General features: G+C 50.4%; 21 protein-coding genes and 1 tRNA gene. 20 read left to right on the forward strand and 2 right to left on the reverse strand.

Features of this window, described 5'->3' with window-relative positions; all coding sequences use genetic code 11:
- From ABTW62_RS02745 to ABTW62_RS02830, 18 genes are all read left to right on the forward strand, one after another.
- Positions 1–2,742, forward strand: coding sequence for a CsoS2 family carboxysome shell protein (locus tag ABTW62_RS02745; RefSeq protein WP_430903045.1), 2,742 nt, complete (start codon positions 1–3; stop codon positions 2,740–2,742).
- A gap of 10 nt (positions 2,743–2,752) precedes the next feature.
- The gene (locus tag ABTW62_RS02750) at positions 2,753–4,261 is read left to right on the forward strand and encodes a carboxysome shell carbonic anhydrase (protein ID WP_430903046.1); all 1,509 of its coding nucleotides are present in this window, start codon (positions 2,753–2,755) and stop codon (positions 4,259–4,261) included.
- Between the two features lie 34 nt (positions 4,262–4,295).
- Complete coding sequence (locus ABTW62_RS02755) at positions 4,296–4,547, forward strand: carboxysome peptide A (RefSeq protein ID WP_430903047.1); 252 nt, start codon at positions 4,296–4,298, stop codon at positions 4,545–4,547.
- Positions 4,547–4,792: a carboxysome peptide B gene (locus ABTW62_RS02760; protein ID WP_430903048.1), complete on the forward strand. Its 246-nt coding sequence runs from the start codon at positions 4,547–4,549 to the stop codon at positions 4,790–4,792. The genes ABTW62_RS02755 and ABTW62_RS02760 overlap by 1 nt, the downstream gene beginning before the upstream one ends.
- A 98-nt stretch (positions 4,793–4,890) precedes the next feature.
- Positions 4,891–5,187, forward strand: coding sequence for a BMC domain-containing protein (locus ABTW62_RS02765; RefSeq protein WP_430903049.1), 297 nt, complete (start codon positions 4,891–4,893; stop codon positions 5,185–5,187).
- A gap of 47 nt (positions 5,188–5,234) precedes the next feature.
- Positions 5,235–5,531 carry a BMC domain-containing protein gene (locus tag ABTW62_RS02770; protein WP_430903050.1) on the forward strand — a complete coding sequence of 99 codons (297 nt, stop codon included), beginning with the start codon at positions 5,235–5,237 and terminating at the stop codon, positions 5,529–5,531.
- Positions 5,532–5,578: 47 nt separating this feature from the next.
- On the forward strand, positions 5,579–5,917 hold the full coding sequence (locus ABTW62_RS02775; protein ID WP_430903051.1) for a BMC domain-containing protein: 339 nt from the start codon (positions 5,579–5,581) through the stop codon (positions 5,915–5,917).
- A 10-nt stretch (positions 5,918–5,927) separates the two neighbouring features.
- Positions 5,928–6,365, forward strand: coding sequence for a ferritin-like domain-containing protein (locus tag ABTW62_RS02780; RefSeq protein WP_430903052.1), 438 nt, complete (start codon positions 5,928–5,930; stop codon positions 6,363–6,365).
- A complete protein-coding gene (locus tag ABTW62_RS02785) occupies positions 6,358–6,627 on the forward strand; it encodes a 4a-hydroxytetrahydrobiopterin dehydratase (protein WP_430903053.1) in 270 nt (89 codons plus the stop codon). Before ABTW62_RS02780 ends, ABTW62_RS02785 begins: the two co-directional genes overlap by 8 nt.
- A 2-nt stretch (positions 6,628–6,629) precedes the next feature.
- A complete protein-coding gene (parA, locus tag ABTW62_RS02790) occupies positions 6,630–7,265 on the forward strand; it encodes a ParA family partition ATPase (protein WP_430903054.1) in 636 nt (211 codons plus the stop codon).
- The gene (locus ABTW62_RS02795; protein WP_430903055.1) at positions 7,262–7,519 is read left to right on the forward strand and encodes a hypothetical protein; all 258 of its coding nucleotides are present in this window, start codon (positions 7,262–7,264) and stop codon (positions 7,517–7,519) included. Before parA ends, ABTW62_RS02795 begins: the two co-directional genes overlap by 4 nt.
- Positions 7,520–7,540: 21 nt before the next feature.
- Positions 7,541–8,452, forward strand: a complete 912-nt coding sequence (locus tag ABTW62_RS02800; protein ID WP_430903056.1) for a CbbQ/NirQ/NorQ/GpvN family protein — start codon at positions 7,541–7,543, stop codon at positions 8,450–8,452.
- Between the two features lie 300 nt (positions 8,453–8,752).
- Entirely contained in the window at positions 8,753–11,107 is a 2,355-nt protein-coding gene (locus tag ABTW62_RS02805) for a nitric oxide reductase activation protein NorD (protein WP_430903057.1), read from the forward strand.
- Positions 11,108–11,114: 7 nt separating this feature from the next.
- Complete coding sequence (locus ABTW62_RS02810) at positions 11,115–11,744, forward strand: hypothetical protein (protein WP_430903058.1); 630 nt, start codon at positions 11,115–11,117, stop codon at positions 11,742–11,744.
- A gap of 93 nt (positions 11,745–11,837) precedes the next feature.
- On the forward strand, positions 11,838–12,662 hold the full coding sequence (locus ABTW62_RS02815) for a S1 family peptidase (protein WP_430903059.1): 825 nt from the start codon (positions 11,838–11,840) through the stop codon (positions 12,660–12,662).
- A 229-nt stretch (positions 12,663–12,891) separates the two neighbouring features.
- A complete protein-coding gene (locus ABTW62_RS02820) occupies positions 12,892–14,508 on the forward strand; it encodes a SulP family inorganic anion transporter (RefSeq protein ID WP_430903060.1) in 1,617 nt (538 codons plus the stop codon).
- An 808-nt stretch (positions 14,509–15,316) separates the two neighbouring features.
- Positions 15,317–15,712 carry a chemotaxis response regulator CheY gene (cheY, locus tag ABTW62_RS02825; protein ID WP_430903061.1) on the forward strand — a complete coding sequence of 132 codons (396 nt, stop codon included), beginning with the start codon at positions 15,317–15,319 and terminating at the stop codon, positions 15,710–15,712.
- Positions 15,705–16,511 carry a protein phosphatase CheZ gene (locus tag ABTW62_RS02830; RefSeq protein ID WP_430903062.1) on the forward strand — a complete coding sequence of 269 codons (807 nt, stop codon included), beginning with the start codon at positions 15,705–15,707 and terminating at the stop codon, positions 16,509–16,511. Before cheY ends, ABTW62_RS02830 begins: the two co-directional genes overlap by 8 nt.
- 166 nt (positions 16,512–16,677) lie before the next feature.
- Here the strand turns inward: ABTW62_RS02830 and ABTW62_RS02835 are convergent.
- Together ABTW62_RS02835 and ispB are read right to left on the reverse strand one after the other, a co-directional pair.
- Positions 16,678–16,754 (reverse strand) — tRNA-Pro (locus ABTW62_RS02835).
- 224 nt (positions 16,755–16,978) lie between these two features.
- On the reverse strand, positions 16,979–17,947 hold the full coding sequence (ispB, locus tag ABTW62_RS02840) for an octaprenyl diphosphate synthase (RefSeq protein ID WP_430903063.1): 969 nt from the start codon (positions 17,945–17,947) through the stop codon (positions 16,979–16,981).
- Between the two features lie 181 nt (positions 17,948–18,128).
- Here ispB and hemA point away from each other — a divergent pair, with 181 nt between their 5' ends.
- Together hemA and prfA are read left to right on the forward strand one after the other, a co-directional pair.
- A complete protein-coding gene (hemA, locus tag ABTW62_RS02845; RefSeq protein WP_430903064.1) occupies positions 18,129–19,382 on the forward strand; it encodes a glutamyl-tRNA reductase in 1,254 nt (417 codons plus the stop codon).
- Positions 19,379–20,458 carry a peptide chain release factor 1 gene (gene prfA, locus ABTW62_RS02850; RefSeq protein WP_430903065.1) on the forward strand — a complete coding sequence of 360 codons (1,080 nt, stop codon included), beginning with the start codon at positions 19,379–19,381 and terminating at the stop codon, positions 20,456–20,458. The genes hemA and prfA overlap by 4 nt, the downstream gene beginning before the upstream one ends.
- The last annotated feature ends 9 nt before the right edge of the window (positions 20,459–20,467 follow it).

Here is a 20,467-nt window from a genome sequence, read left to right on the forward strand (position 1 = left end):
ATGGCGCAGTATGGCAAGACTGGCCTGACTCGCCGAGGATCAAGTCGACAACCAGCCGTTGCACGCAAAACTTTTGTTGCGGCGCCTGCTGTGCTGCCGGTCGAATGCGTCGCACCAATTTCTGACGCTGCTAACATCAAGCCGGTTGTGGATGTGGTAAATGGCCGCAGCATTAGTCGTGCTCGCCGTAGTGCAATGAGTCAAAAAGGAAAATCTGCAATTAAACCTGTATCTGCGCACGCTAATGGCCGCAGACGACCCTCTCAACATCAGAGTCTGACCCAAGAAGTGCCGATAGCCGCGGAGTTGGACGGATTGACCAAGTCCTGCGGATGTCAGGCATGCAATTGTAGTGGTGTTTTACCTGACGCTACAAAGATGAGTGTTGCTGTAAGCAGTGGTCAGCCCAGTAGTGGCATTTCATCAATGCCTACTTGGACAGAAGTAAAACCGGCCGAAGATATGAGTGGTCGTGCGCTTGCTCGCGTTCGTCGTGCTGCAATGGCGCAGGAAGGTAAAACTGGATTAAAACGTGTGGCACAGGCGGCTAAGATTTCGGCTGCCTTTGTTTCAACTGTCAATGTGAAGCCAACCGATAATGTGAGTGGCCGCATGCTTGCTCGTGCCCGTCGTGCCGCGATGGCGCAAGAGGGTAAAGCTGGTCTGAAACGGATTGCGCAGGTCACTAAAATTTCTGCCGGTATACCGGAAAAATCCCGGCAAACGGCTGCTGCTAAGGGAGCAACGGGTCGTCAGTTGGCTATGCACCGCCGGTTGGTGCGGTCTACTGAAGGACTCGCCAGCGCTGGTCACAAAGGATCACAGTCAAGTGGCCGCACACGCTCAGCTACAGACCAGTCGGTACCACCCAAAGTTGAGGAGGGTCACACGCTTACTGGTCATGTTGTTACTGGTACCATGGTTGAACGTAGTCAGAGAACTACCGGTAATGAACCGGGTTCCTGTCGAGCAGTTACGGGAACAGAATATATTGGATTCGAGCAGTTCAATGAAATTTGCCAGACGCAACCACAGCCAGGACCTGCAAAGGTTGGTGTTAGTACTACACTACGCGATCATAAAGTTAGTGGAACCGAAGTGGGTCGTTCAGTCAAGGTGACTGGCGATGAGCATGGTGCCTGCCGGAATGTGACAGGTACGGAATACTTGTCTGCAGAGCGTTTTGATGAATTTTGTGCGAGTCGACCAAGTCCAGCTCCCGCCAAAATCGGTGCAGCGCAAACTGAGAAAGGAAAGACCGTTACGGGTACTCAAGTGGAGCGTTCTGGAAAAACGACTGGTGGCGAATCAGGTGCTGACCGAGCAGTAACTGGGTCGAGTTACTCAAAGTTGGCAACCGATACGGCGCCGGATAAGGTGGCGACTACCCATACATTTCATGGAAAATCTGTAACAGGCACCGCTGTTGGGCACACTGATAAAATTACTGGGGATGAGCCCGGAATTTGTCATGCTGTTACTGGTATTCAGTATCTCGCCGCTGAGCAGTACTCGAACGTTTGCAATACCGAGCCACCTGCGATGCCTCGCAAGGTTAGTGTCATGTCGTCGCGAGGCAATCAAGAGGTATCTGGCTCCGAGGTAGGTCGATCTAGTAAAGTGACTGGCGATGAATCAGGTTCCTGCCGTGCCATCACCGGCTCCCAATATTTTACTGCGTCTGATTTTGGTGATCTATGTAGCGCAAATGAAGCTCGCAAAATGGGTTTTATTCAGAGCAAGGTCGACAACCGCAGCCCAAAGGAAATCGGTGACGTCAGAGGGGAGAGCCTGCCCGTCACCGGATCAAATTATGCCGACGTAGGTCAGAGAATTGATAACGTTAGCGATGCAGCCTCTCCTGTATCCCAAGTGGCCGTGGATCAAACCTGGAACGGTCAACCGATTACCGGTAGCTATGTAGGGCGTGCCAACCAAGTCACTGGAAATGAGTTTGGTAGTTGTTCACCAATTAGTGGTACGCCTTATATTGGCCGGGGTCAATACAGCAGCTTTTGCAAGCCATCTGATACCATTGCACAAGAAACACGGGAGCGTGATAGCGCTGTCATACCCGCCGCTTTGGTAACGGGAGATCGTCCGGGTGCTGGTGGCTCGGTTATGACCGGTGATGAACGTGGTGTATGTGAGCCTGTTACCGGCACTCCTTATGTTGGAGCAGATAATGTCTCAAGTCATTGTTTAACTGATAGTAACCGCTTTGTTACCCGTGATCGCGTTCGGGCGGCGCCACCTAAACCGCCTGCACCAGCTGATTTCAGTATCAAATCACCAGCTCGACAAGCTTGGGAGCGCCGTGCGGATATGGGTGAGATTACCGGCACAGCTTACAATAGCGAACGTATCACGGGCCCAGGCAACAAGGCCGGCGGCCTTATCACTGGGACGCCTGAGTTTCGTCATCTTGACAATAAAAGCTTTGTGATCGAGCAAGAAGAAAAAATAGCAGCGGCCAATAAATTAAGCGGCGAGGGGAGTCAAGTTGGAACGCGGGTTACTGGTGATGCTTGGCATGCAGAAAGCCGTGTGACCGGCACTGAGGGCGCTTCTTCGTTAGTACGTAACATGTCGCAGCGAGGAGAATCTCGAGGATTCGGTGCAAATGCACAGCAATTCCGCGAGATTGAGCGTCCGATTATTCCAGAAAGTCGTGTTACTGGTTCGGCAGGCAGTGCTGCTAAGGGCGCCGTTGTGACTGGTTCCGGTGGCGCACGTGCGTGAGGAGTGAGAAGTGAACACGCGTAAACGACTTGCTGCAATGCGCCGTGCAGGAGCTCTACCTCAAGTGGGATTACTTGTAAATCCGGCATGCGTAATTGGCCCTGATCAACGATGCGAGCATCCACTGGTCGATCGGGAACTAAACAAACACTTATATGCGTATGAACAGCGGGTGCGTGGTCGTTTCGCTGTAATTGTGGGAACTTTGAAAATAATTTCAGCATTTCAGCACGAGTTGGATTTTGTTTCTCGTGCACAGACCATTGCACAGGATAAGCTTGGCTATGAGTTACCAGCTGATTTGTTGGGCGAGGCCTGGGTATCTGGTCTGAACCTGCGCGCGTTGTACTCATACTGCATTTTCCGTAGCTTTAAAGAGTGTATTGAAAAAGCAGATGCTGACCAAGCCTCGTGGCGAGGGCGCATGACACTTGATATAAAGTTTCTGCGTTCGTGTGGCTACCACACATTGGATGTAAGTCCTTGTTCAGATGGTCGTTTGCAGGGACTGCTTCCTTTCGTGCTTCGTTTAGTTCCGGATGAGGCTGTATATGTGAAAGCCCATGCCGGTGCCATGTTTGATGTTGAAGGGGATGTTGCTGACTGGGCGCATCGTGAACTGGAGCGGCTGACTGGTGGCATACCAGGAGGCGAAGACTGTAATTACCTGAAGGTTGCCGTATATCACTTCAGTAGCTCCAATCCACATCAGGAAGGCTGTGCTGCGCACGGTAGTAACGATCATAAAGCTGTCGAATCTGCGCTGGGACGACTGAATGAACTACGTGCGGCAATTGAGAACACATATGGACGTGGCGCTGCACCCGATATTTTGTTGATTGGCGTTGATACAGATATCGACACTATCCGTGTGCATCTCCCAGATGCGGATGGGGATGTCAACCCATACCGGTATGTTGATAGTGGCGTTGTGTATAACAAGACGCTAAATATGACCTCAGATACCGTGCGTCAATATATTGCGGAAGTGATCGCTAAAACAGAGTGTTCCGAAGGATGGGCGCAAGGTAATGGTAGGATGTCCGATGGTATGCGGAGACTTATACAAAGTTTTCTGGAAGCTAATCTGTCTCAGATCGAGTATGTCGTGCAATATCATGCTGGGCGATACTCGGTTATTGGTCACAACGAACGTTTCATATGTGTTGGTGAAGCAATCAGCGAGTTACAGCTGCGCAATAAATTCTATTTTGCACATCTTGATACGGTTGAAGAAGGAGCGACTGATATTGATGTTGGGATCAAGATTTTTACCAACCTCAACATCAAGCATGGCCTCGCCGAGCCAGTATTGATACATTTTTATTATTCTTCAAGAGTGCCAGGTTCCCGTGAGCGCGCGATCCTACGCTGTCGTCGTGTCAAAGCTGCGATTAGGGCACGTTATGCGCAGCTGTGTGCACAAGGCTTGATCGATTGTCAAATTGCGGTCAGTGACCGGGAGGGCAGTGAGCGTTGCACATTTATAGATGATGAAATTCAGGAAGCTGTGCATTAATTTGGCTGGTTCACCGAGGTAGTTTATGAGAATCATGAAAGTAGAAAAAACACTGGTATCGACCAACAGGATCAAGGAAATGGGTCATCGTCCTTTGTTGGTAGTAAGGGACAAAACTGGAGGGACGCCAAGTGTTGCTGTCGATGCAGTAGGCTGTATTCCCGGAGATTGGGTGATTTGCGTTGGATCGTCTGCTGCACGTGAGGCGGCGGGAAGTAAGGAATATCCAAGTGATTTGACCATCGTCGGTATTATCGATCAATGGGTAGAAGAGAAGAACGGCTAATGGAAATTATGCGCGTTAAAGACGAGTTGGTATGTACGCGCCGTGTGGCAGGATTAAGAGCTTCCTCGTTACGCGTACTAGAGAATCAAGCAGGTAAATTGCTGGTGGCAACTGATCCTGTGGGTGTTCCGACTGGTAAGTGGGTGATTACTACTAGTGGCAGCGCAGCACGTATGGCAATGCCTGATGTGACGATAATGACCGATCTAACCATCTGCGGCATTATCGATAATTGGAGTGAGTAAAGTAGAAATAAAAGCAGGAGTGCTCAGCACAATAAATATTTCTTAGGTCGAGTAATGGGAATTACGTATTTTTAAATTTATTAAAGAGGAGTAGCAAAATGGCTGAACATATGGGTATTGCTCTTGGCATGATTGAAACCCGGGGTCTGGTTCCCGCGATTGAGGCAGCGGATGCCATGACGAAGGCAGCTGAGGTGCGTTTAATTGGACGTCAATTTGTTGGAGGCGGCTATGTGACTGTATTGGTACGTGGCGAAACTGGTGCGGTGAATGCGGCGGTGCGCGCGGGCGCGGATGCTTGCGAGCGCGTTGGTGATGGCTTGGTGGCGGCGCATATCATAGCGCGTGTACATGGTGAAGTAGAAGGCATCTTACCAACGAAACCTTCCGCATAAATATAATTTCTATTGCGGCAAATGTTTATTTTAGGAGTTTTTACAAAATGGCTGAATATATGGGTATTGCTCTTGGCATGATTGAAACCCGGGGTCTGGTGCCTGCAATCGAGGCGGCGGATGCCATGACCAAAGCGGCTGAGGTACGTTTGATCGGACGTCAGTTTGTCGGTGGTGGCTATGTGACCGTACTGGTGCGCGGCGAAACTGGTGCGGTGAATGCGGCGGTGCGCGCGGGCGCGGATGCTTGTGAGCGCGTTGGTGATGGCTTGGTGGCGGCGCATATCATAGCGCGTGTACATGGTGAAGTAGAAGGCATCTTACCAACGAAACCTTCCGCATAAATATAATTTCTATTGCGGCAAATGTTTATTTTAGGAGTTTTTACAAAATGGCTGAATATATGGGTATTGCTCTTGGCATGATTGAAACCCGGGGTCTGGTGCCTGCAATCGAGGCGGCGGATGCCATGACCAAAGCGGCTGAGGTACGTTTGATCGGACGTCAGTTTGTCGGCGGTGGCTATGTGACCGTACTGGTGCGCGGCGAGACGGGTGCAGTGAATGCGGCCGTGCGCGCGGGCGCTGATGCCTGTGAGCGCGTGGGTGATGGCCTGGTAGCGGCACATATCATTGCGCGTGTACACAGTGAAGTGGAAGGGATGCTGCCGGCCAAGCCTGATGCCAGCGGTGGTGGGCGCGATGCAGAAATAACTTCGACTCGCAGCTAAGCAAGAATCTATGAGTGTCGACTCGCGTACGCTGGGTTGGTTGACAAGAGCACTCACCCATGAGATGAGCGCTGTTCAACAATATCTTGCACAAAGTGTACTGGCCCGTTTATGGGGAGATATCGCACTGGCAGAGAAATTGCGTCATGAAGCGGCCGAGGAGATGGAGCACGCCGAGCGGTTGATGGAGCGGCTTATTCAGCTGGGCGTAGCGCCTTCTGCTACCAATCTGGCGCCTGTGCGGCTTGGTCGGAGTCGCGATGTGTTGCTGGCAGTGGATCGCGCACTTGAGGTCGACGCGGTGCACCTCTATCAGGACGCACTGGCGCACGCACAACGCATGCATGACACCGATACCGCAGCCTTGCTGGAGTCTATTCTGCGCGAGGAAATCGCACATGTGCACGAAATCGACGACATGAAAATGGAGCAGACCAAACATGACTGAGTTGCCGGAAGGGTGGGAAGCACGGAACCAGCCGCCAACTTTGTTCAAGCGGTTTGAATTTGAGCGCTATAGTGGAACGCGCAATTTTCTCGACGCGCTGGCAGCTTTGGCGGAAGAAACCGGTCTGCATCCACAGAATATCAATTTTTCGAGCACTTACGTTAATATCACGCTGGATGCGAGCCAAGAAGCTAGCCTGAGTGAGGCAGAATTCGGATTGGCAACACAAATTAATCTGCTTTATGAGAAAACGGAAAAGTGAACATGGCCGCCAACGTCATTGCTGTGATCAATCAGAAGGGTGGTGCAGGTAAAACCACCCTGGCAATGAATTTGGCTGCCGGTTTGACGCAACGTGGCAATACAGTCGTGCTGGATATCGACCCCCAGGGCTCTGCCAGACAATGGGCGAGTATGGGGAAGGGGAATTTTTCCGCACCGGTGGAGTCGATGAGTGAAATTGGGGATGCACAAATTTTGTATCAAAATTATCCTACTTTTCGCTACATTGTGCTTGACTGCCCGCCTTCGCTGGAAAAACAAGCGACGCACCAAGCACTACAAACCTGTGATATTGCGTTAATTCCCGTTTTGCCTTCACCGATCGATTTGTGGGCGACTTTGCAGCTGTCGCAGGAAATAGAAGAGATCAAAAAGACAAATCCGGCTATTCGGGCTTATTTGGTGATTAACCAACTGGAGTTAAATAGCGCACTTTCGGCTGCCATGCAGGATGTCCTGGCAGATTTTGGTATCCCGGTTCTAAATGCCATGATTCGCCGCCGTGCCGCTTATCGCAGTGCAGCGCTGGAAGGTGTTTCAGTTTATCAAATGGGGAAGCGTGGTATGCGGGCTGCAGAAGAAATTGAAGCAATCATTAACGAGGTAATGCCATCATGAGTGAACTGAAAGATAAACTCTCGACCAGCGTACAGCAAGCAAAAGGGACGCTGCGATCCAAAACTGAAAATTCAGCTCCAGAAGCGCCGTCTGTCGCTAAGTCAACGTCATCTGCCAAGCCGACGCCTAGTAAGCCGGCGGCTGGCAAGCCGGCTGTAAAATCGGCCACCAAGCCGGGTTCTGGCACGACTTCAGCCAATGACATACAAGCCAGTCATAACACGCTGTTTCCAGAACGTGTTTGGCCGGATTGACCAGCATAGCAGGAGCTTTTTATGCGTAACGATAGTTTTAACCGAACCTATATACCTCGTCATCGTGCGCTGGCGCGTGCGGCAGCTGCTTATCAGCCCGCTGCTGAGCATTCTTCCACGAGTCCGGCCTTGTCGGAAACGCTGGAACAATACTACATCAAACAAGAGCCTTACTATCGCCTGATCAACGACGAGGTTGAGCTTTACGAAGCCGCTTATTCCGTGCGCATGCCCATCATGCTGAAGGGGCCTACCGGATGCGGTAAAACGCGCTTCGTGGAATACATGGCCTGGAAACTTGGCAAACCGCTGATTACTGTCGCTTGTAACGAGGACATGACCGCGTCGGATCTGGTTGGCCGATATCTGCTCGATGCCAATGGCACTCGTTGGCAGGATGGTCCGTTGACCGTTGCCGCCCGTCATGGCGCGATCTGTTATCTGGATGAAGTTGTGGAAGCGCGCCAGGATACCACCGTGGTGATCCACCCCTTAACTGATGCGCGGCGTATGCTTCCGCTCGAAAAGAAGGGTGAAGTGGTTGAAGCACATCCGGATTTTCAGGTGGTGATTTCCTATAACCCCGGTTATCAATCACTCATGAAGGATCTCAAACAGTCAACCAAACAACGTTTTGGTGCGCTGGATTTTAATTATCCCGAGCATGCTGTCGAGGCAGAGATCGTTGCCTATGAGTCAGGTGTGAGCCTAGAAATTGCCAAGAATCTTGTATATATTGGCGAACGCGCGCGTAATCTCAAGGGGCATGGCCTGGATGAGGGCCTCTCCACGCGTATGTTGATCTATGCCGGTTCCCTGATTAGCAAAGGCGTATCGCCACTGGCAGCCTGTCGTGTTGCATTGGTACGTCCGATTACCGATGATCCGGATATGCGGGATGCCCTGGATTCGGCTGTCACTACCTATTTCTAGATTGTGTGCGTGCGGGTAAAAACCATATGCACAGGGCATAAGACAAGCGAGTCATTCACTTCAGACAACTAAATCTCAATGTCTCAACGGGCCGCTAAGATTTATGGTCGGCCTATTGGGATAAAAAGAATAAGTGATGATCTTCCTGTTCACCCCATTGGTGACAATAGCACGGGCCGAATTGCACGATTTCCGGAATACGGGGCTGGATCGCAACGCCTTGGGATGGCTTCACCTGTCGATGTTGTTGTGCCTTGAAAACCGGACATGCAGCCCGCTCAACTGAGGAATCCAGCTTAAATGGCTATCCATCTCGAAGAATACCAGGAACTTCTGAATGATTTACCCAGTAAATCTCAGGAAGTATTGCGTGCCGCCTGGAACGAGGCTGCGCGGGTATTTTCTGCACGAGGCTTGGACAATTATCTCAAAGGGGCCCTGGCGCTGCACAGCCTGGGACGTGGCGAAGAATTGGTGGTCACTTTTATTCAGGAGATGCCACAAGTAGCGCGCGCCATTGGTGAAGATGTGTTGCCGGATGTGGTGAACTTCCTGTTGTCCATGGCCTCGAAAACTTCTGGCCAGGTACTCACGCTCGTGGTTGGCACTGCGCCACTTGCCGCGGAGAGACTGGGTGATGAAGAACTTTTTCGCAATTACCTGAACGTTCTCTCGATCATGCTGGCACAGGCACCGCGAGGTCTGCGTCCCATGCTCGAGAACCTGGACCAGCTGCTTACACAGCTTACCTTGGGCGGCCTGCGGCGCTGGGTGCAATGGGGCGCGCAAGCCTACAAAACTGATTTTGAGGGCCAGGCGCGTTATTTTTCCCTACAGAGTCCGGATGCGCTTTCAGTGCTGCAATCCGAGCGCAAGGGTACGTTGTTTGTGGATGTGCAAAGACGGCTCAATATCTATTTGCGCGCCATGTGGGGGCGTGATTTCTTTCTTCGTCCCACTGCCGGTGACTATGAAAGCCGTGAAGGCCTCAAACCCTATATTGAGCGTCATGTGATCCATATCGCCGATGCCTATGATGACTACAAGTATTTAGGCGAAGCGACACCTCCCGAAGCCGTGATTCCGGCGCTCGAGATCTATCGCGCGGTTGTTAATCACTGTGCGTCACATCTGGCCTTCACCAAGGAACCGCTTTCCATGCAAATGCTCAATACTACCCAGATGGCCATCATCGAGGTGATTGAGGATGCCAGGGTCGAAGCGCTCGCATGCCAGCAATTTCCTGGCATGCGGGCTGACTGGTTGGCGTTTCACCCCGATGCGGATTACAGTGAGCCGAAGACGGTTGGCGATCTGCTGAATCGACTGGCTAGAGCGCTGCTGGAAGAAAACAGCGATGATCCGCATCCGTGGGTACAAAAAGGGCTGGCGCTGTTCCGCATGGAAGAAGATTTATCCAGCAATCAGATCAGCTGGAACATTGGTATCGAGCTTGCGCATCACTTGGCACAAATACCCTTGCCCGAATACAGCCCGCGTACCGATGGGCTGCGTGCAATTTATCGAGATGATAACCGTACCGTTTGGGAATCCGCTGAATACAGCGAGCTGGAAGCATTGGAGGCAACCTGGGGGCCGAAACAGATCCGGAAAAAGGTTAGCGTGATGGAGATGGTGAATGCGCTGGACTGCGAGTTCGCTGGCGATGATGCCCAGGAAATCTGGGTGTTACCCACTGAATTCTATCTCGATCAGGAAGGAGTGACCATCAATGCTCTGGAGGGCAAGGAACCTGTTTCCGATCCCCATCATTATCACGAGTGGGACTACCAGATTCAACTTGAGCGACCCAGCTGGACAACCGTTCTGGAGCGGCGGCCCAAATTGGGCGATCTGGAATTGATCGAGAACATTATTGAGGACCATAAACCAGTCATCTCGCGGCTTAAATTTCTGATTGAGTCCATGATTCCCCAGGGCATACAACGTATACGCCGGGTAGAGGACGGCGACGAGCTGGATATCAACGCCGCTGTACGGGCCATGATAGACATTCGCATGCGGCAGCAGCCCGATACCCGCATCATGATGCGTTACAAGCGTAGCTTGCGGGATCTGGCGGCGATGGTGTTGCTGGATATGTCAGAGTCGTCGAACGACAAAGTACGGGGCCAGGATTATTCGGTGATGGATCTAACTCGTGCCGCGACGGTGCTTTTATCCGACGCACTGGATCGCATCGGTGATCCTTTTGCCCTGCACGGATTCTGTTCCGATGGCCGGCATGATGTACATTATTACCGTTTCAAGGATTTTGGTGAACCTTACAACGATATGGTTAAGGCACGGCTTGCAGCCATGCATGGTTCCTACTCGACCCGGATGGGAGCTGCCTTGCGTCACGCCGCTTCGTTTCTGAAACAGCAACCCAAGAATAAAAAAATCCTGTTTGTCATTACCGACGGCGAGCCTGCCGATAATGATGTGCGTGATCCGCAGTATTTGCGCTTCGATACCAAACGGGCCGTGGAAGAACTGGCGCGCGAAGGTATCATAACCTATGCCTTATCGCTGGATCCTCATGCTGATCAATATGTATCACGTATTTTTGGTCCCAATAACTTCACCGTGCTGGATCACGTGGAGAAACTGCCTGAAAAGCTGCCAATGCTGTATATGGGCCTGACACGCTGAAGCATCCATGCGCATCACTTTACGCACTTTTGTTTTTATCGACTCTTTGCAACCCCAGCTGGCGTCGTATCTGGCTACTTCTTCTCAGGGTTTTCTGCCTATTCCGGGTGATGCCTGCATGTGGATTGAAGTGGCGCCAGGCATGGCGGTCCATCGCCTATCCGATATTGCGTTGAAAGAATCCAACGTACGTATGGGTGAGCAGGTCGTCGAACGCTCATTCGGCTCCATGGAGATTCACTACCGCAGTCAGAGTGAAGTCCTTGAAGCTGGCAGCATTATATTGCGCGAACTGGATACCACGCTTGAAACCCGCATGCCATGCAAAATCTCATGGAATGAAATTATTCGGGCCATCACTCCGGACCATGCCACGCTTATCAACCGGCAACTGCGTAAAGGCTCCATGATCCTGCCTGGCAAGAGCATGTTTATTCTGGAGGTGGAACCGGCTGGTTATGCCGTTTATGCTGCCAACGAGGCAGAAAAGGCCGCTCACGTGACCTTGGTGGATCTGAAGCCCTTTGGAAACTTTGGGCGGCTGACCATGATGGGTAATGAAGCCGATGCAGAAGAAGCTGCTTTTGCCGTCGGGCGTGCCATAGAGAATCTCAACCAGAGAGCACGCAAAGACTGAGGACGTCATGAACATGCTCCGTTGGATCTCATGATGATTGGTTTCCTATGATGAAATACGCCGAAGTCTGGCTCTGATAAAAAGAGATTGCTTATGGAAATTAATTCCATCACCAAAAGATTGCTGTTTAATACCATCCGGGTGGATACCGTGCTAGAGGACGGCAGCGAGGGTTCTGGCACGGCATTTGTCGTGAACCACGTGCATGCGCGTGGTGCGCATAATTTTATTGTCACGAATCGCCACTTGGTAGACAGCGTACGCTGTGGCGGTCTGGTTTTTACGCAGAAGCGCAATGGTCAGCCAGCATTCGGTCAGCGCTTCCAGCTCAATATCGAAGATTTTTCGCATGCTTGGTTCATGCACCCTGATCCTGAAGTTGATCTCGCCATCATTCCGTTGCGCCCGCTTGAGCAATCCGCTCATGACCAAGGCGTTGAACTATATTATCACACGATCGATAGCCGGCTGTCGCTGGATACGCCAGCCCAGCACACACTCGATGCGCTGGAGGAGGTGCTGTTTGTTGGCTACCCGAGCGGTGTGTGGGACCAGGTCAATCTCATGCCTATCCTGAGACGCGGGACCACCGCGACACCGATCGCACTCGATTTCGAGGGTAGGCGGGAATTTCTCATTGATGCCGCAGTATATCCAGGATCAAGCGGTAGTCCTGTGTTTGTATATCAGTCCGATACCATGCGGCCGATGCAGTCCGCCAGCAAAAAATTCCTGTTTGCCGGTGTGGTTGCAGCGGTATTTTTCCGGGAAGAAGCCAATCACTTGGTGCCCGTGCCGGTGCCAGCCAACAATCATAGCATGGTGATGGGTTCAGAAATGATAGACCTCGGGCTTGTCATCAAGGCCCGGGCAGTTATTGATCTGATCAACATTTATTTAAGCAAATGGTTGGACTGACCAGGAATTCAGATTGCTTCATCGCTGGATGAAGCAATCCGAAAGTAAGGCAGTTGTTGTATTGAGAATCGTGGAGTGGAAAAGTAATTAAGGGCTCTGATCGGATGTTAGGGCATATTTGCCGGCACCTCGAAGAATCTTTCAACCAAATAATCCTCCTGGCAGCTGGCATCCTTAGCAATAGATCTCATCAGAGCGTGGATAGGAATTCTTGTACGCGAAGACGAAAATGAATACAGAGAATCAAAATACAATAAAAAATGATATACCCAAAGATTGGTGGCTTGGTCTAAAACAGAATTTTACGCATGATTTCACCGCAGGCTTGCTGGTTTTTTTGCTGGCGCTGCCATTGAGTCTGGGGATTGCCAAGGCGGCAGAATTCCCGCCCGCCATGGGTGTGCTGAGCGCAATGATTGCGGGTTTACTCGGATCTTTACTCGGTGGGTCGCACTTAACAATCAAGGGGCCTGCGGCAGGTCTAATTACAATTACTGCAGGCTGTGTACTCGAGATGGGCGGAGGCTTGGAAGGTTGGCATCTCGCATTGGGTGTCATGGTGGTCGCCGGCGTTTTGCAGATTCTCCTGGGTTTCATGAAGGCAGGTGCGTTGAGCTATTTTTTTCCGCATTCTGCTGTGCATGGCATGCTGGCCGCGATTGGGATCATCATTATTTCAAAGCAGATCCATGTGATGCTGGGCATTGATCCCGCTGATCTGGCGGGCATGGAACCTGATGAATTGCTGGCCGAGATTCCGAATTCGTTAAGCAGAATGAATATGATGCTTGGTACGGTCGGTATGGGCAGTCTGGTACTGATGTTTTTCTGGCGTAGTATCAGTTTTTCGTTTCTGCGCAAGATTCCTGCGCCCATGGTCATCCTGTTGCTCGCCATCCCTTGTGCAATTGTATTCGACTTTAAATCCACACAGCCCATTCATGCACTGGTACAGATCGGCGATTTCTGGGGGACGGTGGCTTTTAATCCCGATTTCTCGGCAATCGGAACTGTAACTTTCTGGAAATACGTGATCATGTTTCTGTTGATTGGCAGCCTGGAATCTTTGTTGACAGTCAAAGCCATAGATAGTATCGATCCATGGAAACGTGAATCCGATTTTAACAAGGATTTGTGGGGGGTCGGTGTGGCCAATACCATGACGGCTTGTTTGGGAGGATTGCCTGCCATTTCGGAGGTGGCGCGAAGTTCCGCCAATGTTGAGCTGGGCGCGCGGACCCGCTGGTCAAATTTCTTTCATGGCTGTTTCCTGTTGCTCGCGATGCTGCTATTTATTCCGGTAATCGAGCTTATTCCCAATGCGGCACTGGCAGCTATGCTGGTATTTGTCGGTTACCGCTTAACAGCACCACATCTGTATTTCAAGATTTATAAAGTTGGCAGCGAGCAGCTCACAATTTTCCTCGTAACCGTGCTGGTGACGGTAGAAACCGATCTACTGATCGGGATTGCATCCGGTATTCTCACCAAATTCGTTTTTCATATCGTTAATGGCGCAAAATTCGATAATCTTTTCACACCGCGTTACAAATTAACCTATGAAGATGGCATATACCGAATGACATTTTTCGGTGCGGCCATTTTTTCGAATCTGATTGGATTCAAAAAGGTCTTGAAAAATCTTGAATCAGGCAAAGAAGTGGTGCTGGATTTTCAGCATGCCGATCTGGTCGATCATACCTTCATGGAGTACCTGGAGCGCTTTGAAGAGATCTATGTCAATCGTGGCGGTGCGGTCAATGTGACCGGCTTCGAGCAATTCCAGCGTTTTTCCAACCATCACCTTTCGGGAAGAAAAGCCAAGCGGCAAGTTCGTGTTGCCTGAATCTGATTAATCAATCGGGTGGACCGGAATGTACGGTTTTTAAGTCATCGGGTAACATATAATCCGACAATGGCATAAAAATCGTGCAATCCGGCTCGTAATATTGTCAGCAATCGGGCGATAAAAAAACAGCTGGTCGTTATAGCAGCGATCAACCACGAATTAGAGACCGAATGTTTGACTGTAAGCTGGATTTGTAAAGACCCTCCAGTTCCGCTTGTGTCCCTCTCCCGAATCCATCACAATCACACAGCAGCCCATGCGGGCGGACATGCTCGGATTTTTCCTGATTCAGACTAACGAGAGCAGTGAATAACTGCTGCGTCTACAAACTTACTTGTCTGTCGCCTCTATGACATAGGTATGACATAGAGACCAGCCTGACCGCTCTATTTTTCCAGACTCGTCGCAATGACGACAGCAAAGCAATAACGGCCACGCATCTCTTCAGCACCATGATGGCAACACAGAATGCACTGCAGTGACCCCGTTATATCCGGAGAGGATCACATCCCCAAGATTTTATTATGTTGAGAAGAAAGGCCTAAAACAGGTATTTCCAAACAGCTTTTACGCTAAAAAAGGCTAAACTTTTTCTTGTAAGGTGCCGTTATCTTGAAATGGAGTATAAGACCGATGGGAGTCGGGATATTTTGGGGCGCTTATTCTGCAAATGCAGGTATTTCTACCGAAGGTTTGATCTGGCAGTATAAATAGATCATTCAGCGAGATTTCGCGCAGCGCATCATTGGCAGCTAATGCTGCCAAGAACGCCGGCAGCTATAATAAATTGTCGAGGAGACTGGTGATGATAGATAAAAATTTGAGATTCTTAGTGGTTGATGATTTTTCCACAATGCGCAGAATTGTTCGTAATTTACTTAAGGAATTGGGATTCAGTAATGTGGAAGAAGCAGAAGATGGTGTCGTTGCATTAAAGAAGCTCAGAGAGGGGAATTTTGATTTTGTGGTTTCCGACTGGAATATGCCCAACATGGATGGTCTGACCATGCTTCAGAATGTGCGTGCAGACGAATTATTGAAAGACATACCCGTATTGATGGTTACCGCCGAGGCAAAAAAGGAAAATATTATCGCTGCCGCCCAGGCAGGTGCAAGTGGCTATATTGTGAAACCGTTCACGGCGGCGACACTAGAAGAGAAGCTGAATAAAATTCTGCAAAATATGGCTGTGCATGCCTGAATATCAAGATGATCCAGATATCATGGACCAGCAAGAGGTGAAAATGAATGAACCTATCGATGCCAGTCTGCCTTGTACAGAAAAAGCCACTTCTGAACATATTGTGATTGAATCTGATAACGCAGCAGCTCTACCAGTGACCCCGCAATGCGCTCAGACGGTTGATCATCCTCAAGAGGCGGACAAAAAGATTTTTGACCAGATTGGCCGTCTCACCAGGGATTTACACAACAGTCTGCGGGAATTAGGCTATGACAGACGTTTACAGCAAGCCAATCTCGAAATTTCTGATAGTAAAGATAGACTCGCCTATGTAATTAGCAAAACGACGCAGGCTGCCGAGGATTGCCTGTTCGCCGTCGAAAGCGCCCAGCCGATTCAGGAAAATCTGTCTGCCGGTGCGGTTGATTTGGCCAGACGCTGGAATCAGGCGTTCGAGACCGCGCAAACTACGACCATCGACCAACAGGCATTCAAGGAGGCGCTGGTACAGACACTTGATTTTCTGAATGACGTGCCCAAGCAAACCGATGCCACAAAAGCCTATTTGCTGCAAATTATGATGGCACAGGACTTCCAGGATCTGACCGGTCAGGTCATTCAGAAGATCGCTCGGACGATTGAGACCATTGAGCGCGAAATGCTGCAGCTGCTAATTGATAATTCTCCTAACAAGGATCGGGCAACGAAGAAAGAAGAGGGGTTGATCAATGGTCCGGTCATCAATCCCAAGAACCAACTGGATACATTTTCCAACCAGGATCAAGTCGACAATTTGCTAGCAGAACTTGGCTTTTAAGTAAATCGTTTTCCCCAATACTGATTGATTCAGCTGTGCCTATATCAGCAAAAAAGGATCCATCAATATCCGGCTCGTCTGTCTATAGGGGATTCATGGCTGGCAGGACGATCCAGATTTACAGCAAGCTGACCGTCCAGTTTTTGGCATGATAATAAGTCACGAATGGTCGGGGTGAGAGGATTCGAACCTCCGGCTCCTGCGTCCCGAACGCAGTACTCTACCAGGCTGAGCTACACCCCGTGAATAACACTATTATTCATTAAAGGGTACCTCTAGAATTCCATATTTCGTCACAATACGTCGTTGTTCACAAAAAATGTCTCCTTACATATCCATCATATGCTGCGTCAACATTTTTTGTTCTCGCCTCGTCTTGTTTAAATCGCTGAATTTTCAGAGGTACCTAAAACCAGTAATACCGGTAATGGCAAACACACCATTAAACTCATCTGGATGATGCCATATCAATGGTTTCTTACGACTGCAAACTCGGCTAATTGTAGCAGACATTGCTTGTAGTTAGAATCAGCAACTGCGGAGATAGCCGCGGTAGCCATATTTGCTTCTTCCTGGGCGCGTTGCATGGCATATTTCAGTGCACCTGTTTCCTGTATGACTTGCAGTACCGGCTCAAATCCGTCTATGCCGCCTGTTTCAATCGCGTGTCGAATGATGGCAGCTTGGGCATCCGTGCCGGCGCGGATTGCAAAAATCAGCGGCAGAGTCGGTTTGCCCTCTGCCAAGTCGTCACCCAAATTTTTGCCGGTATCCTGATCATCGCCGGAATAATCCAATAAATCGTCGACCAGTTGAAATGCGGTACCCAAGTGCATACCATAAGCGGCCAGCGCTTCTTCTTCGGCCGTCGTGGCGCCACCCAGAATGGCTCCCAGTCTGGCGGCGGCCTCGAAGAGTTTGGCGGTTTTATAGCGGATAACGCGCAAATAGTTTTCTTCTTCTACATTCGGATCACGGCAGTTGAGTAATTGCAGGACTTCACCCTCGGCAATGGTGTTGGTGGCGTCCGCCAGCACTTCCATGATCCGCATATTGCCGACTTCCACCATCATCTGGAATGCGCGTGAATAGAGAAAATCGCCCACCAGTACGCTTGCAGCATTGCCAAACAATGCGTTGGCCGTGGCTTGATTGCGCCGTAATTTGGAATCGTCCACCACATCATCATGTAATAGTGTGGCGGTATGGATGAATTCAACGACTGCTGCCAAATTATGGTGGTGGGATCCGGAATAATTGAACAGGCCGGCCGACAATACAACTAATGCCGGACGCAGTCTCTTTCCCCCACTTTGAATGATATATTCGCTGACTTGCTGGATAAGTGCGACTTGAGAATGAAGCTTTCGCCGGATGACGCTATCGACATCTTCCATGTCTTTGGCGATAAAGCCCCTGATTGACTCGATTGACACAATTGCTCCCTAAATAAACCGGTATGGTAGAAATGTCATGGCCCGGGTGTCAAGTAACATTCCCGGAACGGTAAGATATATGTAAATAGTTAAGCAATCATGGCAACTTCCTTTGATTGATGGTATCAAAACTTCCGTTATAATTAGCAACTTTTGGACAGGCGTCACTGAGATATTTTCCATGCGACTTTTTGCTTTTGGTATCAATCATCATACAGCTCCTCTAGATATACGTGAGCATGTTGCTTTCCCGGATGAGTCCATGCAACACGCGCTCCAGGACCTGGTAGGTCATCAGCTCGTGAAAGAAGCGGCGATCGTTTCCACTTGCAACCGCACGGAAGTGTACTGCAATACCGATGCTCCCGACAAAGCAGTTAACTGGCTGGCTGATTTTCATCATATCCAGGCAGGCGACCTTGAGCCTTATTTGTACAAATTGCCGCATGAACAAGCGGTAAAACATGCGTTTCGTGTCGCGAGCGGACTGGATTCCATGGTACTGGGCGAACCACAGATCCTGGGGCAAATGAAAAATGCCGTCAAGTCGGCTGAACAGGCAGGCACACTGGGTTTGTTGCTGCACAAGCTGTTCCAGCGCACATTCTTTGTCGCCAAGGAAGTGCGAACCTCTACCGAAATAGGTGCCTGTTCGGTTTCCATGGCGGCAGCGGCAGCACGTTTAGCCGAACGCATTTTTGGCGATATCAGCGAGCAGCGCGTGCTGTTCATCGGTGCGGGTGAAATGATCGAGCTATGCGCTGCGCATTTCGTCGCCAGACGCCCTGTTTCCGTTACAGTGGCAAATCGTACCATTGAACGGGCGGAGGCCTTGTCACGGCGCTTTAACGCCCATTCGATATCCCTGGGTGAATTGCCCGAGCAACTGGCGCTGCATGATATTGTCGTGACCTGTACGGCAAGCCCTTTGCCGATATTGGGCAAGGGCATGCTGGAGCGCGCGATCAAATTACGCAAGCATCGTCCCATTTTTATCGTTGACCTGGCTGTCCCGCGTGATGTCGAGCAGGAAGTGGCCGAGCTGGACGATGTGTTTCTGTACTACGTAGATGATCTGGCTGACATCGTTAAGGAAGGGCTGGATAATCGCCAAAATGCCGTGACACAGGCTGAAACCATTATCGATTCGAATGTGCTCGATTTCATGCGTTGGGTCGCCGCCAGGAAAACGGTGCCAACGATCCGCGCGATGCGTGACCAGGCGGAACGTTTCCGTCGGCATGAACTGACCCGTGCGCACAAGCTGCTGGCCAAGGGAGAAGATCCAGGCCAGGTTCTGGAGTCCTTAAGTAAAGGCCTGGCCAATAAATTCCTACATCTTCCATCCACTGTTCTGAATCACACGGCGGATGACGAGCGTGAGCAACTGATCGAGTTGGTCAACCGATTGTACCAATTACATAATCCGCAATGAATAAAGGCATTATGGACCAGCTCACTCGCCTGAGTGTGCGTTTGGAGGAATTGGATCAGTTGTTGAGCGATGAGCAAGTCACGGTTGATCTGGATAATTTCCGTAAGCTATCGCGTGAGCGGGCCGAGATCGTGCCGGTGGTCGAGCTTTATCATGCCTACCAGCAGGTAGAGCGCGACATGGCCACAGCCAAGGAGATGTGTGCAGATCCGGAATTGCGCGATTTTGCCGAGTCCGAAATAGAAACAGGCAAGCAAAAACTGGCCACGCTTGAATCAGAATTGCTGAAGCAATTACTGCCCAAAGATCCGAACGATGAACGCAATATCTTCCTGGAAATACGTGCAGGAACTGGAGGGGATGAATCGGCTTTGTTCGCGGGCGATTTGTTTCGCATGTATACGCGCTATGCAGAACGGAAAGGCTGGCAAGTTGAAATTGTTTCGCAAAGCCCTTCCGAAATAGGCGGATATAAGGAAATCATTGCCCGTATCATTGGCCATGGTGCGTATTCCAAACTTAAATTCGAATCGGGCGGGCACCGTGTTCAACGCGTTCCGGTCACTGAAACGCAAGGCCGGGTGCATACGTCCACGTGCACCGTAGCCGTTATTCCGGAAGCCGATGAAATCTCGGAGGTGACGTTAAATCCTGCCGAGTTGAGGATTGATACCTTTCGCGCATCCGGAGCAGGGGGACAGCATATCAATAAAACAGACTCGGCCGTACGAATCACACACTTGCCCACCGGTATCGTGGTTGAGTGTCAGGAAGGACGTTCCCAGCATAAAAACAAAGCACAGGCGATGAGCATCCTGGCTGCGCGCATTCTCGACAAACAAATGCAGGCGCAACAGGCGGAGCAGGCTGCCACCCGAAAATCTCTGGTGGGCAGTGGCGAACGTTCGGAACGGATTCGTACTTACAATTTTCCACAGGGACGAGTTACCGATCACAGGATTAACCTCACCCTGTATAAAATGGATCAAACCATGGATGGAGACCTGGAAGAATTGTGCTCGGCCTTGGTCGCCGAACACCAGGCCGCGCAACTGACTGCCCTAATAGAGAAGTGACCAGGAATC

The organism is Nitrosomonas sp. ANs5 (genome assembly GCF_050584665.1).
In the GTDB taxonomy this organism is placed as follows: domain Bacteria; phylum Pseudomonadota; class Gammaproteobacteria; order Burkholderiales; family Nitrosomonadaceae; genus Nitrosomonas.